The organism is Streptomyces sp. KMM 9044, from assembly GCF_024701375.2.
In the GTDB taxonomy this organism is placed as follows: Bacteria; Actinomycetota; Actinomycetes; order Streptomycetales; family Streptomycetaceae; genus Streptomyces.
On record NZ_CP113910.1, the window covers coordinates 270276 to 285446 of the forward strand.

Below are 15171 nucleotides of genomic sequence, written 5' to 3' on the forward strand. Positions count from 1 at the left end.
CACGATCAGACATGGGGGGATGTGCAAGGGGATCGCACTCATGGGTACGTATCGCGGACCGACACGGCGCGATCACTTCAACTCGCAGCGCTGACAAGGAGCTTATCGGTTCCGGCCGCAAAAGGATCAAGTTCGGAAGATGGCGGAGGTGAGGGTTCCGTCACGCCGGGGGGAAGATGCGGTGCCGACAAGTGGCTTGATTTATATGGGTAGTTCACCGCCCAGACGGATTCCGACCGCCCAGGAGCGTGCCACGCCGCACCGGACCGGCCAGAACCAGAAAATTCGGTCGCGATTCGAAGACGCATGACGATCAAGCATGCCCACATTCCGGCGCCTGAGGTTAACTTGCAGTGCGGGGGCTGGCGTTGGGGACCGGTCCGTGCACGAAGCAGGCTGGAGGCGATGGCGTGGTGCGGCACCAACCTGCACCGCCGACCCGGTTTCTCCACGTCCGTCAGGACCGGGGGTACACGGTGCTGGATTTCCGCGGCGAGATCGACATCGTCGCGGAGGTGGAGGTCGTCCCCCACCTGGACGCGGCGACCTCGGCCCCGAAGTGCCGCGTCGTGATCGACCTGACCCGGGTGGAGTTCCTGGACGCCTCCGGTCTTCGTCTGCTGTACCGCGCCCGGCAGCGGGTCCTGGAACAGCACGGCAGGCTGCACCTGGTGTGTACGGACGCGCTGACACTGCGTGTGCTGCGGATCACCGGCCTGGCCCGGCTGCTGCCTCCGCGACCGACCCTGGAGGCGGCCCTGGGCCGGGCCGAGGCCACGCCGGGCCCGGTATGACGGGCAGCGGGCGGCAGGGCAGCCGGTGCTACTCGGCCGACGGTGCGTCGAACAGGGCGCTGACGGACTCACCGTTGTGAGTGCGCCGTACCGCCTCGGCGAGCGCCGGGGCGATGGACAGGACCCTCAGCTTGTCCGTGCGCTCCTCGGCAGGCACCGGAACCGTGTTGGTGCACACGATCTCCAGTACGTCGGCTGCTCGCTCAGCCGCTTGAGCGCCCCGGCCACGAACAGGCGGTGGGTGCAGGCCACTCGGATCGTGCGAGGGCCCAGTTCCCTTAGCCGGTCGAGCAGTTCGAGCACCGTGCTGCCCTTGGCGATCTCGTCGTCCAGAACGATGACGTCCCGCCCGGCGACCTCACCGATGACGGAACCGATCCGCACCCGGCCGGGGCGAACCGCTGCTTCGCCCCGGCCGCGGCCTGCGCTCCGATGAGACGGGCGAGCGCCGCCGCCTCCTTCGCTTTGCCCAGGTCGGGGACTCTGCTGCTCAATTCGGCGAGCGATCACGTGCCATGCTTTCAGGGCTCGGCCGCGCCCGGCCTGCCTGCATCTGCGACGCGCTCTGAAGGCCGTATCGGCACGGCGTCATCACGCCGGGTAATTGCGCAGCAGAGTCGTCGGGGACTCTGCTGCTCAATTCGGGGGAGGGTCACGCACCGCGTCCGAGAGGGGCCGGCCGGGGCCGGACCGCTTCCTCGCGAGGCCCGTTCCCTGCGCCCCGTCCACGGGCCGGCGTCCCTCTCCGCAATCGAGCAACGGAGTCGTCGGGTGAGACGACGGTGGTACGGCTGAGGTCGTACTGCCGGAAGTGCAAAGCGATTTCACGCAGTGCGTGCAGATGGTCCACGGGCACCGAGAAGAATCCGTGCGCCTGTGGCGCATGCAGGGTCATCGCCAGGACACGGCTCGCTCCGGCTGCCACCAGCAGGTCCGCGACCAGTCGTCCGCCCATGGAGATGCGCGGGGCGTCCTTCTTGTCGGAGCGGGCGTAGGAGTAGTGCGGCATCACGACGGTGATCCGGGAGGCGGACGCCCCGCGGGCCGCGTCGCACATCAGGAGCAGTTCCACTAGGTGTTCCTGTACCGGTCTGACCAGCGGCTGCACCAGGAACACGTCGCGCTCGCGGCAGTTGGCCAGCAACTGCACCTCCAGGCAGTCATTGGCGAACCTGCTGCTCCGGACGGGGCTGAGCGGAACGCCGAGATGCGCGCAGACCTCCGCCGCCAGTTCCGGATGGGCGCTGCCGCTGAACACGGCGATGTCTCACACGGGTCGGCTCCTCGAATGATCATGTCGACCGGAAGGCTCATGCTACTGGCCTCGGGCCCTCGGGCCGCCACCGTCCGGCCGCCGCGAGGCCGCCGGACGGTGGCCCCTTCGGCCATCCTTTCGACGACTCTCAATGCCTCCGGGCGCTCCCGGCACACCGTGCGCCCCCGCGTGCCCTCACGGTGTCCTTCAAACCTCAACTCACTTGTCTGTTCGGTGAAGTGAGGGGCATCTGGTCAGTAGGAAGGAGGGCCGTCCCCATGACGACTGCCATCAGGCGCCTCCCGGGGCGCATGCCGGGCTGGGCGAAGGTACTCACCGCGGTGGTGGTGGTGCTCGCCGTGCTCTTCGCAGGGATCCGGCTGAGCGTGCTGCCGGGCCTGAAGGACCTGTTCGGTACGGAGACCCACGACCGCTCCGGTCCCGCCCTGCTGGAGTCCATCCAGGACATCAGCCGGTACGACGCCGCGACCGGCAACTTCCAGGTCGTGGTGGACTTGGAGAAGGACACCAGGTTCCTGCCCGACGCGATCCGCGGCACCCGCACCCTGTACGTGGGCGCGGGCACTGTCGACGCCTATGTCGACCTCGGCGAACTCGGCAAGGACGACGTACGGGTCGATGAGGACCGTACGTCCGCCACCCTGCGGCTGCCGCACGCCCGCCTCGGTACTCCCGCGCTCGATCCCGAGCGCTCCTACGCCGTGTCCAAGGAACGCGGGCTGCTCGACCGTCTCGGCGACCTCTTCTCCGACAACCCCAACAGCGAACAGGCCGTGCAGAAGCTCGCGGTGCGGCACATCGGCGCCGCGGCGAAGGAGAGCGAGCTGACCACTCGCGCCGAGAGCAACACCACGGGGATGCTCGAAGGCCTGCTGCGCTCCCTGGGGTTCACGAAGGTGAACGTCTCCTACGGCGACTGACCGGCAGAGGCATCCCCACCGGCCGGGCGTGAAGACGGCACCACGGGACAACCGGCCTGTCCCCTCCACGACAGCAGTCGACGACCGGAGAACGAAATGACCCGTACAGCCTCACGCTCGCGCTTCGGGTGGCGCCGGAAGCCGGGCAGCCCTCCGGCCGGACACGACACCGGCGGCGGGAGCGAGCGCCGTCCGCTACCGCTGCCGGTCCGGCTGCTGGTGATGCTCTGCGCCTTCGCGTTCATGGTCGTCTTCGCAGTGGCGCTGGCCCGGGTCACTCTGCAGCCCTCGCCCGCCTCCGAGGCGCTGATCCACACCAACCTGCATCCCGGCCGTTCCCTGCGGGCCTATCTGGACCAGCCCGCGCTGCGCGACGCCCTCCGCCAGGTCGGCGGAAACCTCCTGCTGGGTGTGCCCTTCGGCATCCTCACGCCGGTGCTGGCGCCGCGCACCCGGGGATTCATACAGGTGCTGCTGCTGACCGGGACCGTGATGCTGTTGGTCGAGTTCGCGCAGGGCGCGCTGCTCACCGGCCGTGCCTTCGACATCGACGATGTCATCCTGAACACCAGCGGGGCGCTGACCGGCTATCTCCTGCTGGGCCGCCGGCTCGGCCGGGCCGTGCACGCGCGCAAGCCGAGGGCCGAGAAGGCACCGAAGAGGAAGACCACGAGCAGGACCAGGCCGGCCACCAAGCCGAAGAGCGCGCCGAAGGGCAAGGCACCGAGCAAGCTGCGGAGTCTCGTAAAGGGCAGGGTCCGGACCGAGACGGGATCCGACGCGAAGTCCAGGACAGGGACCAGGACGCAGGCGTGACCCGGGCGGCGGCGACCGCGCGGCATCCGGACCTCTACCGGCGCGGGGTCCAGGTGTGCTTGTCCCCGCCGACCCAGCGGACCACGTCCGGGTCGTCGAGATCATGGACGGTGATCCCGAACGCGGCGGCGGCCAGCAGCACGTCGGTGATGGTCCTGGCCTCGCCGATCACCTCTCCGTCGATCTCCACGATCCGGAACGGCGGCTTACCGGGCTGGACACCGAGCACCATGATCCGCGGATGGGCCATGTACGGGCTCACGCTTTCGGTCATGCATACGAGCGTAGAGCGCAAACCGGACAAGCGCGGGCCGCGCACGGGCGCCGGGGCGGTTCGACCGGCAGATCATCGGGTGCGTCCGCACCCGGGAACGCGTGGTGGCAGGGGTCGGCGAGCAGGCCGGGAGAGTGACACACATCACCGCAAAGTCGGAGTATGGGGCGGAGTACCCGGAACACACCGGGGCCGGTCTCCGTTGAAGAGAACGTGGGTGCGGAAGGAACAGTGCCCCCGGGCCACACCTTCCGCCCACAGGGACGATCGTTCGGCCGAAGCCCTGTGGAGCCTTTGCCGCGAGGCGGCCGCCTTCCGTACCCGTCATCAGGCCGCCCCGACCGTGATTCCCCCGTCGCGGTCGGGGCTTTCCCTTTGCGCGCTATGCGGAGGACTCGTCCGGTACCGGCTGCTCGGGGTCGGCGGAGGCCGAGTGCGGCGCACCCCGCCGACCGGTCCCGGCCTCGTCGGTGTCCGGTACCTCGGGCCGACGCTCACCGGAGTCGTCCTCGGACTCCTCCCTCGCGGTGTCCTCGTCGACGCCCGGGGCAACCTCCCATGGGTCCTCCCCCTCGCCCGCCTGCTGGTCGGGCAGATCCCGGGGGACGCCCTGGCCGTTCTCTCCCGGCCCTTCGTGGCGGTGGTCGGTCACGGCACACTCCCTTCTTCCCCGCGCCTACGTCCGTACGCGTGCCCCGCCGGGTACCGCCTCGGCACCTGGCGAAACCCTCAGCGCGACGTCCGTTCCCTCAGGGCCCTGCGCCAGGCAAGGGGCGGGGACTGCGGGTCCGGGTCGGGGCGACGTCCGCCGCGGGCGAAGAAGTCGGCGAGCGGCAGGACGGCGGCGCCGACGGTGACGGCGTCGGGGCCGAGGCCGCCCAGTTCGATCGTCACGTTCTCGGCGGGATGGCGCAGCGCGTACGACAGGGCGTGCTTGCGGACGGCCGGCAGGAAGCGGGAGCCGAGCTGGAGGCCGGCCCAGCCGCCCATGAGGATGCGTTCTGGCTGGAAGAGGTTGATCAGGTCGGACAGGCCGGCGCCCAGGTACTCGGCGGTCTCCTCCAGTACGCCGAGCGCGACCGGGTCGGCGGCGCTCCCGTCGGGGGGGTAGGCGGCGGCGAGCATCGCGGCCAGCGCCGTCTCCTCGTCGGCGCCCCCAGGGGCCGGGCCTCCCTCCTCCTGCCACCGGGCGAGCAGCGACTCGGCGCCCGCGTAGGCCTCCAGGCAGCCGAGTGCACCGCAGCGGCAGCGCCGCCCGCGGACCCGTACGGTCAGGTGCCCCCACTCGACCGCACGGCCGTGCTCCGCCTCCGGGGTGACGAGGCAGGCACCGACGCCGGAGCCGAAGAGCACGACGAGGGCGTTGCGCGCGCCGCGTCCCGCCCCGAACCACATCTCGGCCTGGCCGAGGGTCCTGGCGCCGTTGTCGATGAAGTAGGGAACGCTGTCGGGCAGGGGCGAGCCGCCGCGCAGCAGGGACTCCAGCTCGATGGCGTCCCACCCGATGGTCTGCCCGTGCACGACGGCGCCCCGGTCCGGGGTGTGCTCGACGGTGCCGGGGACGCCTATGCCGACACCGAGCAACCGCTCGGGGGCGAGACCGGCGGCGGCGAGCACCTCGGTGATTCCGGCGCGGATGTGGTCGACGATGGCGTCGACCTCGTAGCGCTGCTGCTCCAGCGGGCGCTCGGCACGGGCCAGTTCGGCGAGGGTCAGATCGAACAGTTCGACGCGGACCCGGGTCTCGCCGACGTCGACGCCGACCATGTGGCCGCTGACCGGCGCCACCCGCAGCAGGGTGCGCGGACGGCCGCCGTCGGAGTCGACGCTGCCGGCCTCCTCGACCAGGCCGTCACCGATCAGGTCGGCGACGACGTTGCTCACCGAGCCGGAGCTGAGCCCGGTCACCGGGCCGAGTTCGAAGCGGCTGAGCGGTCCGTCGAAGTAGAGCCGCTGCAGCACGGCCGTACGGTTGGCCCGTCTGAGGTCGCGTACCGTGCGCCCGTTCCGCCCCGTCATGTGGCTGCTCCTCCCGAACCCCTGCCCGACCTGCAACATACCGCCGGGAGCCATCTCGGCACGACTTTCCGACACCCTTATTTAATGTGGTGAACTAAAGGAGTGTCGGCCCGGTCCCGGGAAAATGGTTGGCTCGGGCACCTTCCAGATCCTTACCGTGGGACGGGAACCCGGGTCTTCCTGGTTTCGCAAGCCGTCCCAGGAGAACGCCGGAGCCCTCCATGAGATCACTCACTGAACAGGACATCCGCGGTTCCTTCGTCAATTGCTCGAAGGGGGAGGCCAAGCGCCTGTTCGTGCCACCCGATCTCGGGGAGCTCGCCTGGGACGATCTGGACTTCTTCGGCTGGCGGGATCAGGGTGCGCCCGACCGCAGTTACCTGGTCACCGAGCGCGGGGACCAGGGACGTCTGGTCGGGGTGGCGCTGCGGTTCCAGCCCGCGCGGCGCGGCTTCCTGCATCGCAGCATGTGCTCACTGTGCCTGACGCCCCACCCGCGTGGGGGCGTCTCCCTGATGACCGCGCGGAGGGCGGGCGCCGCCGGGCGCGAGGGCAACTCAGTGGGTGCCTACATGTGCACCGACCTCGCCTGTTCCCTGTATCTGCGGGGCAGGAAGGTGTCGAAGTCGGGGATGCGGATCGAGGAGTCCCTCACCCTGGACGAGCAGATCGCCCGCACTCTGGGGAATCTGTACGGCTTCCTCGAAAGGGTGTGAGGTCCCGGCGGCGCCGGGGTGCCGGAGGTCCGTGAGCGTCCCCCAGGGTGCGTCTCCGGGGGGTCCGCGGCCTCGTCCCTTCCCCCGGGCGGCTGTGGCGCCCACCGAAGACGTTCGGCACTTCCGATGAGAGGGAAGCGTCGAAGGATGCGAGTGGTACGTGAGTGGACGGCACGGGTCAAAGAGTTCGTCAGGCAGCGCCGGGATCCGGTGGCCGTGCAGACGACCCGCTCGGCGGCCGCGGCGACGGTCGCGTACGTCATCGCGCTGCGGTTCAGTCCGGAGGCCGCCCCGCTCACGGCGCCGCTGACGGCACTGCTCGTCGTCCAGGTCACGCTGTACTCCACGCTCACCACCGGCTTCCGCCGGGTGAACGCGGTGGTGGCCGGGGTGGTCGTCGCCATCCTCTTCAGTCTTCTGGTGGGCCTGACCTGGTGGAGTCTGGGTCTGCTGATCCTGGCGTCGCTGATCGTCGGACGGATCGTGCGCGTGCACGAGTTCGTGCCCGAGGTGGCGATCAGCGCGATGCTGGTGCTCGGCGTGACGTCGGTCGGGGACATGGCGTGGGCGCGCATCCTGGAGACAGTGATCGGCGCTGTCGTCGGGCTCTCCTTCAACCTGCTCCTGGCCCCGCCGGTGTGGGTGGAGGAGGCCGGTGAGTCGATCGAAGGGCTGGCCCGGCGGGTGCGGCAGCTGATGCTGCGCCTGGGTGAGCAGGCCGCCGAGCACACCCCCCACCACGAAGCGGCGGCCCGGCTGCACGAGGCCCGTCGGCTCGATCACGACATCTCCGAGGTGGACGCGGACCTCCGGCAGGCCGAGGACAGCCTGCGGCTCAACCCGCGGGTGCGCGAGGGCCTGCTGAACCGGATCGTGCTGCGCACCGGACTGGACACCCTCGAGATCTGCACGGTCGTCCTGCGGGTGCTCGCGCGCACCCTCACCGACCTCGCGAAGGAACGCGAGCCGGGCCCCCTGTTCAAGCCGGAGACGGGCGTCCTCGTCGAACAGCTGCTGTCCGAGATCTCCGACGCGGTGGTCAGCTTCGCGGTGTTGGTCACGTCGAGCGTCAGTGAGAGCGCGGAGTCGGCGGAGGACCGGCTCAGCGCCGAACTGAGGCAGGCCGCCACCACCCGCGACCGGCTGGCCCGGCTGCTGCTGGAGGACGTGCGCGCGGACGCCCGGCAGTGGCAGCTGTACGGCGCTCTGCTGGCCGAGGCGGACCGCATCCTGGACGAGATGGACACCGAGCACCGTTCGAAACGGCTGTTGGAGGAGCTGGACCGGCACACGCGTGAGCAGCGGGAGCGCCTGCCCCGGATCACCCGGGCACGGGACCGGCTGCGCGTTCCCGGCCTGCCACGCCGGAACCGTCGGAGCCACTTCGGGCGTTCTCAGTGAGGGAAGCCGGCGGCGGGCGGGTACGCCGCCGGCACGAGCACACGAAGGGGCGCGAGGATGACCGACACCAGCGTGCGGATCGACGGGAACGCCTTGCGGCTGCCGGGCGGGGCGGCGGTGCGGTTCGTCCGCACGCTGCGGCTGCCCGGGACGGGGACGCACGCCCTGCCGCCGGGCCTGGGCGAGTTCCCGGTGCGGCGGGTCGCGGACTACGCGGACTCGGTGCCCGAGGCCTGGCGGGCGCGCGGCGGCGTGATGCTGCCGGTGTGTCTGCGCGAGGCGATGTGGCTGAGCTTCGCGGGGACGAGTGAGCCGGCCGCGCTGCAGGTGGGCGTCGGCAAGGTCTGCGCGGTCTCGGGCCGCCCGTGGAGCGACCGCCTGGCCCGCTCGCCACAGAACTACGTCGTGCCGCCCCGGCAGCGCTGGCTGGACGGCATCAACTCCGGCAAGGGCACGGTCCGCCAGTTCGTGGCCGTGCCGCTGGGCCTGGGCGCGACAGTGGAGGGCCAGGTCACGGGCGAGGAGGTGTGGGGCGGCGTCCAGCTGCAGTCCTTCGCGCTGAACGAGGGCGCGCTGGCACGGTGGCGCCGGGCGGAGCAGGAGCGGCTGGAGCGGCGGCGGGCGGAGCTGGCGGCCCGGCCGCCGGCCCGTACCGGAGGGTACGGTCTCGCGCGCGCCGCGGCGGCGCCCGCCCCGAGCGGGACCCCCACGGCGTTCAGCGGCACGCCCCGGCCCGTCGCGGCGATGGGTCTCGGTGTCGGCGGCTCCATGCGCCAGGAGATCTACCAGGACGAACGGCCGCTGACGGACTGGGCCGAGCAGCCCTCGGGGCGGTTGTTCGTCCACCTGGTGACGCCCCCCGAGTGGCGGCGCATCACGGGCGGGGCCCCGCCGCCCTCCCCGGTGGACCGGGCCGCCTACACCCGGGCGGGCCTGCCCTGGTTCGACTACTACGACCAGGAAGCGCAGGACCTCGAGCCGGCCGACCCGCTCCAGTCGGTCAAGCCGGTCGGCGACTGGCTCGGGGACGACCACGAGCCCTGGCAGCCCCCGTCGCCGCACCAGGTGAAGCAGCTCGGGGACGCGCCGGGCAAGCCGGTGGAGGACGGTGACTGGTAGCCGAAGGGCGTCAAGGGCAGGAGTGGGCGGCGGCCGTGTGGTGCGGCGGCCGTTCAGCCGTCGCCGTCGGCGCGCTGCCGTTGCGGCGGGCGGGGGCAGGTGACGGCGCTCGCTTGGGAGAGGAGGACGTGCATGCGTTCGGTGAGCTGGCCGAGGTCGTCGGCGGGCCGATGGAACGGAAGCCGTACGTCGCCGCCCGCGCGGACGCGTTCGATGCGCAGCGTGAGTCCATGGCGGTCGACGGCGAGCGGCTGGACGCGGACCACGCCGTGCAGGCTGTCCGGGTCGACCAGGCGGGTCAGCCTCTCGACCGCGCCGCCGTGGCAGTCGGCGAGGTGGGTCAGCAGCCCGGCCTCGGCGGTGGCGAGCGGATCGGGTCGCGCCGCGGCGAACTCACCCGGATCGACGACGACGGCTCCGGACTCCCGCCGCAGTACCACCCGGGTGGGGGAAAAGGCGAGATGGCCGTCCTCGACGGCGAACCAGCCGGCGAGCCACAGCCGGGCACGGACCCTCTTGCGCACCGGGACGGGCGCGACGTCGGCGAACTCCAGTACGGCGGACGGCTCCCCGCGGGGGGCGCAGATCGCGGCGGTGAGCAGCGCGCTGTCCTCGGGCACGTGCAGCAGGATGCGGCCGTCGCCGGCCACGCTGTGCGCGCCGACGAACTCCTCGCGCGAGCCCTCCGCGGTCACCGCGCAGGACCATGCGGCGGCGAGCACGGAGCGGGCCCGCTCCGCCGCGCCGGGTTCGGCCGTCCAGCCGTGCGTGTCGTCACCCATCCTCGAACCTCCCATTAGGTAAGCCTCGCCTAACCTAGCGAAGATCGAGGTGTACGCCAAGCGGATCACGTGACCTCCGCGCCCTCTTTCAGGACGCGAGCCGGACTACGAGCAGGTGGCCAGGCTGCGGTAGGTACGCCGGGTGCTCGACGAGTCGCTGCGGCTGTGGCCGACCGCGCCCGCCTTCGCCCGGGAGGCCCGCGCGGACACGGTGCTGGCAGGGGAGCGTCCGATGCGGCAGGGAGCGTGGACGATCGTGCTGACGCAGATGCTGGACCGGGACCCCGTGGTGCGGGGCCCGGACGCCGAGCGGTCCGACCCGGATCGTTTCGACGCACCGGCCGTACGGTCCCGTCCCCCGCACACCTTCAAGCCGTTCGGCACCGGGGCGCGGGCCTGCATCGGCCGGGCAGTTCGCGCTGCACGAGGCGACGCTGGTGCTCGGGCTCCTGCTGCGTCGCTACGAGCTGCGGCCCGATCCGGCCTACCGGCTGCGGGTGACCGAACGTCTCACCCTGATGCCGGAGGGGCTGCGGCTCCGCCCGGAGCGGCGGACGGGGCCGACGCCGGTCTGACCCACGGCGGATCAAGGGCTGTCGCAGGTCGGCCGTGGCGGGCCGCCCGGCTGGACATTCGAGGGTCCCGCACAGGCAGTGGCCTGTGGGCGAGGCGGTTGTCAACGGAGCTCGCCCGACGCGCGACCGGCTCTCGTTTGGCTCAAGCTCTCCGTCGGCGGCCCGCGCCACCCCCTTCAGCACCCGTGGGATGTGGCCCGGCCGACGACGGCGAGCCTCCTGTTCGGCGGTGTCCAGGGGCGGATGGGGTGTCCCGGCCCGGCGGCGGGGGCGGCCGACGCACCCGGCGTCGCCCGTACCCGCCGGCGCGGTGTCAGGCTCCCGCCGTCCAGTGCGCGGGGCGGGTGACCGATCCCGGCAGCGTGGTGCCGACGCTTCCCCGGGCCGCGTTCAGCTGTGGCTGCGTGAGGAAGAACGCCCCGGTGAGATCGGCGTCCGTGAGGTCGGTGTCGCGCAGGTCGGCGCCGATCAGGTCCGCGCCCCGCAGATCGGCGCCGGTGAGGTCGGCGGCGATGAGGTAGGCGCCGCGCAGACTCACTCCGCGCAGGTCGGCCCCCTTGAGGCGGGCGCCCATCAGATCGGCGCCCCGGCGGTGCTTGCGGCGCCCGCGTACCCCGGACCGGGCCAGTTCGCTGGCCTTCAGCAGCAGCACGTTGACGTCCTGCCGGTGCGCACCCACGTCCAGCTCCGCCAGCTCCTGCGGAGTCCCCCGGGTGAGCCGCTCCGTCGTCTCCAGCGCACGATGCAGGTCCGCGTGCACGGGGCGGGCCGCGGGCAGGGTGAGCGCCTCGGTCAGGTACCACAGCAGCTCGTGCAGCTGCCGGACGACCGGGAAGACATCGAGCATGCGGCGGGCCCGCTCCGGTGGACCGGTGCGCCAGCCCTCTCCGCCGAAGGTGACCTGCGAGACCTTCTGCCCGGCACCGAAGCAGTCGTACACCGTGCAGCCGCTGAACCCCTCCTGCCGCAGCCGCGCGTGGATGCCGCAGCGGTGGTCCTCGCGCAGGTTTCGGCAGGGACGGCCGGCCTGCTTGTCCACCGCGAAGGCGGCGGAGGCGGTGAACGGCAGAGCGACGCAGCACAGTCCGAAACACTGTGCGCAGTCACCACGCAGTTCGGGCAGGCCGGTCTTCGGTTTCGACATGCGGTTCAGGATACGGACCCGGGGCGGGCGCCCGCCCCGGGTCGGGAGGGGCTCTTCCCGCCGGGCCGTACCGCCGTCGTCACTGGGGGAACACCTCGAAGGCGACCGCGGGCCGGTCGCCGAACCGCCTGCCCGTCTCCCGGGCGTTCTCCGTCAGGAAACCGCGCACGTACTCCTCGGGGTCCTGGTCGGTCAGCGCCCCGATGTAGGTGCGGTGTTCCAGCAGGGAGAGCACCGCCCTGTCCAGACCGTCCGTCGCGTCGACGGCGTGGGTGGGAGTGCCGGAACCCGCCACCGCGACCCAGCGCACCCCGTTCCAGGGTTCGAGGCCCTGCTCTGTCAGTTCCGGGAAGATCCACCGGTTGCCGGCGTCGCCGGCCGCGTCGAGCACCGCGCGTCCGACAGCCACGTGGTCCGGGGTGTTCCAGAAGGTGCCGTCCCAGGTGTCCCGGTGGTTCAGGGTGATCACCAGCTCGGGACGGTGGCGGCGGACGGCGGCGGCGATGTCCCGGCGCAGGGCGGTGCCGTACTCGATGACGCCGTCCCGGTGGTCCAGGAACTCCACCGTGGCCACGCCGACCACGGCCGCGCTCGCCCGTTGCTCCCTCTCCCGGAGCGGGCCGCACTCGGCGGGCGCCAGGGTGTCGATGCCCGCCTCACCGCGGGTCGCCAGCACATAGGCGACCTCGCGGCCTGCGTCGGTCCAGGACGCGATCGCCGCGGAGCAGCCGTACTCCAGGTCGTCGGGATGGGCGGCCACGGCCAGCGCGCGCTGCCAGTCGTCGGGCAGGGGAGGGAGTCGAGTGGGTGTCACCTCGGTCATGCCCGCAGACTAGCTCCCACCAACGACAACGCTCCGGGACGCACACGGCGCACCCGATGCGCGGAACGTGCGGGGCGTGCGGGCTCAGACCTCGTCGCGAGCCATCCCCAGCAGTCGGTCCAGGACGCGGGGACCGCCCGCGCGTATGCCGTCGTGCTCGAACTCGTCGGTGACCCAGGTGCGCAGGCCGCGGATCGCCCGCGCGGTGCGCAGCGAATGGGCCGTGTCGACGTACATGTCGTCGTGGTAGACGGCCGCCACGGCCGGGATCTCGTTGGCGGCGAGGCGGGCCGGGTCGTACAGGGGGGCCCAGCCGGTACGGGCGGCGAGCAGTTCGGCGGTCTCGCGCAGCGGGCGCAGGGCGGGGTCGCAGTGGAACATCCAGGGGTGCACGGACTCCCCGGTGAACAGCAGCGGTCCGTTGCCCGCGAGGGCCTTCTGCGCGTCGAACCGCGGGAACTCGGCCCGGACCCGTTCGGCCGACCAGGCGGTGGGCCGGTCGTCCTGGCCGTAGGCCGGCTCGTGGATGAGTGCGTACAGGGGGTGGCCCGCGTACGAGAGCAGACCCTGCGCCTGCTCCTGGAACGCGTCGGAGAGCGCCGGGCCCGCCGGGGTGGGGACGAAGGCGTCCTCCAGGAGGTGGTGCAGCTGGTGGCTGCCGTCGCCGCCGCCCAGCATGCGGCCCAGGGACTGGAACGCCTCGACGGTGAGCCGGTAGCCGTTCGGGAGGACGACCTCGTGGTCGAGGAGGTGCCCGGCGATGCGACGGGCGCGTTCGACGTCCTGCGGATAACGGGCGTAGTGGGCGGCGACCTTGCGCTCGATGCGCGGGTAGGCGGCCCGGTAGACGTCGTCGGCGTGGGCGTCCAGGGAGGGCAGGCCACCGGTGATCACGGCGGTCTCGAGGCCCTCAGGTGCCGTGGAGAGGTAGGCGACGGCGCAGAATCCGCCGAAGCTCTGGCCGAGGACGGTCCAGGGGGCGCCGCCGGTGACCTGCGGGCGGATCGCCTCGCAGTCGCGGACGATCGAGTCGGCGCGGAAGCGGGCGAGGTAGTCGGCCTGCTCGGCGGGGCCGCCGCGCAGCGGGAGCGTCTGCCGGTTGGCGGGGGTGGAGCTGCCGGTGCCGCGCTGGTCGAGCAGCAGGACACGGTACTCCTTCAGGGCCCTTCCGAGCCAGGACGGCTTCCCGACGAATCGGTTCGCCCCGAATCCGGGGCCGCCCTGGAGGTACAGCAGCCACGGCAGGTCCTGGCCCGCCCGGTCACCGGCGACGGCCTCCCGTGCGTACAGCTCTATCGTCTCCCCCGAGGGCACGTCGTGGTCGAGGGGGACGGTGAAACGGCGGTCGGTGAGGACGACGCCGGGCTGGCGGTAGCTGACGGTCAACGGGGCTCCCGGAACGGACGGACGGACCGCGACCCATTTCAGCACATGGTGGTCCGGCTGTCGGACCCGGGATCACGGCATGTGTACAGGACCCGCTGGTCAGCGCGCCGACAGGCTGGAACGCCGGACGACGAGTTCCGGGCGCAGCACGACCCTGCGGTGTTCGTGGGGCGTGGCCGCGGTCCCGGTCTTCGTCTCCTCGATCAGCAGTTCCGCCGCCAGTGCGCCCATGGTGACGGCGGGCTGGCGTACGGAGGTGAGGGGGACGGCCGCGGCGGCGGCGAACTCGATGTCGTCGTAGCCCACGATCGCCAGATCGTCCGGGACGCCGACCCCAGCCGCGTACATCGCCTGGAGCACGCCGAGGGCGAGCAGGTCGTTGGCGCAGAAGACCGCGGTGGGGCGGTCGGCGAGCCCGAGCAGTCGCGCGCCCGCGTCCCGTCCGGCGGCGACGTCGAGCCGCTCGGTGGGCAGTTCACGCAGTGCCTGTGGGCCGAGTCCGGCCTCGGCGAGGGCGTTCAGCGCGCCGGTGCGTCGGTCCCTGACCTGGTTCAGGCCGGGCGGCCCGCTGACGTAGGCGATGGACCGGTGGCCCGCGTCGACGAGGTGCCGCACGGCCAGTGCGCCGCCGGCGACGTCGTCCACGGAGACCGAGCACTCGGTGGTTCCCTCGGCGACCCGGTCGACCAGGACGAAGGGGATGCCGTGCCGGCGGAAGGCCTCGATGTTGCGGCCGGTGGCGTCGGCCGGGGTGAGCAGCACGCCCCGCACCCGCTGCTCGGCGAAGAGGGAGAGGTACACGGCCTCCTCGCTCGCGTTCTGTGCGCTGTTGCAGACCATCACGCCGAGGCCGGCCGCTCGTGCGGCGCGTTCGGCGCCGCGCGCCACGTCGACGAAGAAGGGGTTGCCCATGTCGAGGACGAGCAGGCCCATGATCCGGCTGCGGCCCGCGCGCAGTTGTCGTGCGGACTCGCTGCGGACGTAGCCGAGCCGGTCAATGGCGGACAGCACCCTGGCCCGGGTCTCGGCGGCGACCGTGTCCGGGCGGTTGATCACATTGGAGACCGTGCCGACGGAGACTCCGGCGACGCGGGCGACGTCCTTGATACCCACCGACTGGGCCATC

At 72.0% G+C, this 15171-nt stretch carries 14 protein-coding genes and 3 pseudogenes; 7 read left to right on the forward strand and 10 right to left on the reverse strand.

The annotated features are described in order from the left end of the window. Positions 1 to 476: 476 nt before the first annotated feature. The gene (locus HUV60_RS01290) at positions 477 to 794 is read left to right on the forward strand and encodes an anti-sigma factor antagonist (protein ID WP_331461967.1); all 318 of its coding nucleotides are present in this window, start codon (positions 477 to 479) and stop codon (positions 792 to 794) included. 28 nt (positions 795 to 822) lie between these two features. On the opposite strand, the pseudogene HUV60_RS01295 reads toward HUV60_RS01290, so the two are convergent. Both HUV60_RS01295 and HUV60_RS01300 read right to left on the reverse strand, forming a co-directional pair. Next, a pseudogene (locus tag HUV60_RS01295) lies at positions 823 to 1273 on the reverse strand (phosphoribosyltransferase family protein); the annotation flags it as partial. 287 nt (positions 1274 to 1560) lie between these two features. Beyond that, positions 1561 to 2052 (reverse strand): annotated as a pseudogene (locus tag HUV60_RS01300) (ribose-phosphate diphosphokinase); the annotation flags it as partial. Between the two features lie 275 nt (positions 2053 to 2327). On the opposite strand from HUV60_RS01300, the gene HUV60_RS01305 reads away from it, so the two are divergent. Together HUV60_RS01305 and HUV60_RS01310 are read left to right on the forward strand one after the other, a co-directional pair. Beyond that, positions 2328 to 2990, forward strand: a complete 663-nt coding sequence (locus HUV60_RS01305; RefSeq protein WP_257852825.1) for a DUF4230 domain-containing protein — start codon at positions 2328 to 2330, stop codon at positions 2988 to 2990. A gap of 96 nt (positions 2991 to 3086) precedes the next feature. Then, positions 3087 to 3806, forward strand: a complete 720-nt coding sequence (locus HUV60_RS01310; protein ID WP_257852824.1) for a VanZ family protein — start codon at positions 3087 to 3089, stop codon at positions 3804 to 3806. A 34-nt stretch (positions 3807 to 3840) separates the two neighbouring features. On the opposite strand, the gene HUV60_RS01315 is transcribed toward HUV60_RS01310, so the two are convergent. From HUV60_RS01315 to HUV60_RS01325, 3 genes are all read right to left on the reverse strand, one after another. Then, positions 3841 to 4080 carry a hypothetical protein gene (locus tag HUV60_RS01315; RefSeq protein WP_257852823.1) on the reverse strand — a complete coding sequence of 80 codons (240 nt, stop codon included), beginning with the start codon at positions 4078 to 4080 and terminating at the stop codon, positions 3841 to 3843. 382 nt (positions 4081 to 4462) lie between these two features. Then, entirely contained in the window at positions 4463 to 4732 is a 270-nt protein-coding gene (locus HUV60_RS01320) for a hypothetical protein (RefSeq protein WP_257852822.1), read from the reverse strand. Positions 4733 to 4809: 77 nt separating this feature from the next. Beyond that, complete coding sequence (locus HUV60_RS01325; protein WP_257852820.1) at positions 4810 to 6099, reverse strand: ROK family protein; 1290 nt, start codon at positions 6097 to 6099, stop codon at positions 4810 to 4812. Between the two features lie 221 nt (positions 6100 to 6320). Between HUV60_RS01325 and HUV60_RS01330 the strand changes: the two genes are divergently transcribed. The 3 genes from HUV60_RS01330 to HUV60_RS01340 all read left to right on the forward strand — a co-directional run bounded on the left by HUV60_RS01330 (position 6321) and on the right by HUV60_RS01340 (position 9335). Continuing rightward, complete coding sequence (locus tag HUV60_RS01330) at positions 6321 to 6815, forward strand: FBP domain-containing protein (protein ID WP_257852819.1); 495 nt, start codon at positions 6321 to 6323, stop codon at positions 6813 to 6815. Between the two features lie 147 nt (positions 6816 to 6962). Beyond that, on the forward strand, positions 6963 to 8216 hold the full coding sequence (locus tag HUV60_RS01335) for an aromatic acid exporter family protein (RefSeq protein WP_257852817.1): 1254 nt from the start codon (positions 6963 to 6965) through the stop codon (positions 8214 to 8216). Between the two features lie 57 nt (positions 8217 to 8273). After that, positions 8274 to 9335 carry a hypothetical protein gene (locus HUV60_RS01340; RefSeq protein ID WP_257852815.1) on the forward strand — a complete coding sequence of 354 codons (1062 nt, stop codon included), beginning with the start codon at positions 8274 to 8276 and terminating at the stop codon, positions 9333 to 9335. Positions 9336 to 9388: 53 nt separating this feature from the next. On the opposite strand, the gene HUV60_RS01345 is transcribed toward HUV60_RS01340, so the two are convergent. Beyond that, complete coding sequence (locus HUV60_RS01345; RefSeq protein WP_257852814.1) at positions 9389 to 10117, reverse strand: DUF2470 domain-containing protein; 729 nt, start codon at positions 10115 to 10117, stop codon at positions 9389 to 9391. Between the two features lie 100 nt (positions 10118 to 10217). On the opposite strand from HUV60_RS01345, the pseudogene HUV60_RS01350 reads away from it, so the two are divergent. After that, positions 10218 to 10692: pseudogene (locus HUV60_RS01350) on the forward strand (cytochrome P450); the annotation flags it as partial. A gap of 313 nt (positions 10693 to 11005) precedes the next feature. On the opposite strand, the gene HUV60_RS01355 reads toward HUV60_RS01350, so the two are convergent. From HUV60_RS01355 to HUV60_RS01370, 4 genes are all read right to left on the reverse strand, one after another. Further along, a complete protein-coding gene (locus tag HUV60_RS01355) occupies positions 11006 to 11836 on the reverse strand; it encodes a pentapeptide repeat-containing protein (RefSeq protein ID WP_257852813.1) in 831 nt (276 codons plus the stop codon). A gap of 79 nt (positions 11837 to 11915) precedes the next feature. Further along, positions 11916 to 12659 carry a PIG-L deacetylase family protein gene (locus tag HUV60_RS01360; RefSeq protein ID WP_257852812.1) on the reverse strand — a complete coding sequence of 248 codons (744 nt, stop codon included), beginning with the start codon at positions 12657 to 12659 and terminating at the stop codon, positions 11916 to 11918. An 84-nt stretch (positions 12660 to 12743) separates the two neighbouring features. Next, positions 12744 to 14045 (reverse strand): alpha/beta hydrolase, encoded by a 1302-nt coding sequence (locus HUV60_RS01365; protein ID WP_257852810.1) that lies wholly within the window; start codon positions 14043 to 14045, stop codon positions 12744 to 12746. 99 nt (positions 14046 to 14144) lie between these two features. Beyond that, positions 14145 to 15170 carry a LacI family DNA-binding transcriptional regulator gene (locus HUV60_RS01370; RefSeq protein ID WP_257852807.1) on the reverse strand — a complete coding sequence of 342 codons (1026 nt, stop codon included), beginning with the start codon at positions 15168 to 15170 and terminating at the stop codon, positions 14145 to 14147. Between the last annotated feature and the right edge of the window lies 1 nt (position 15171).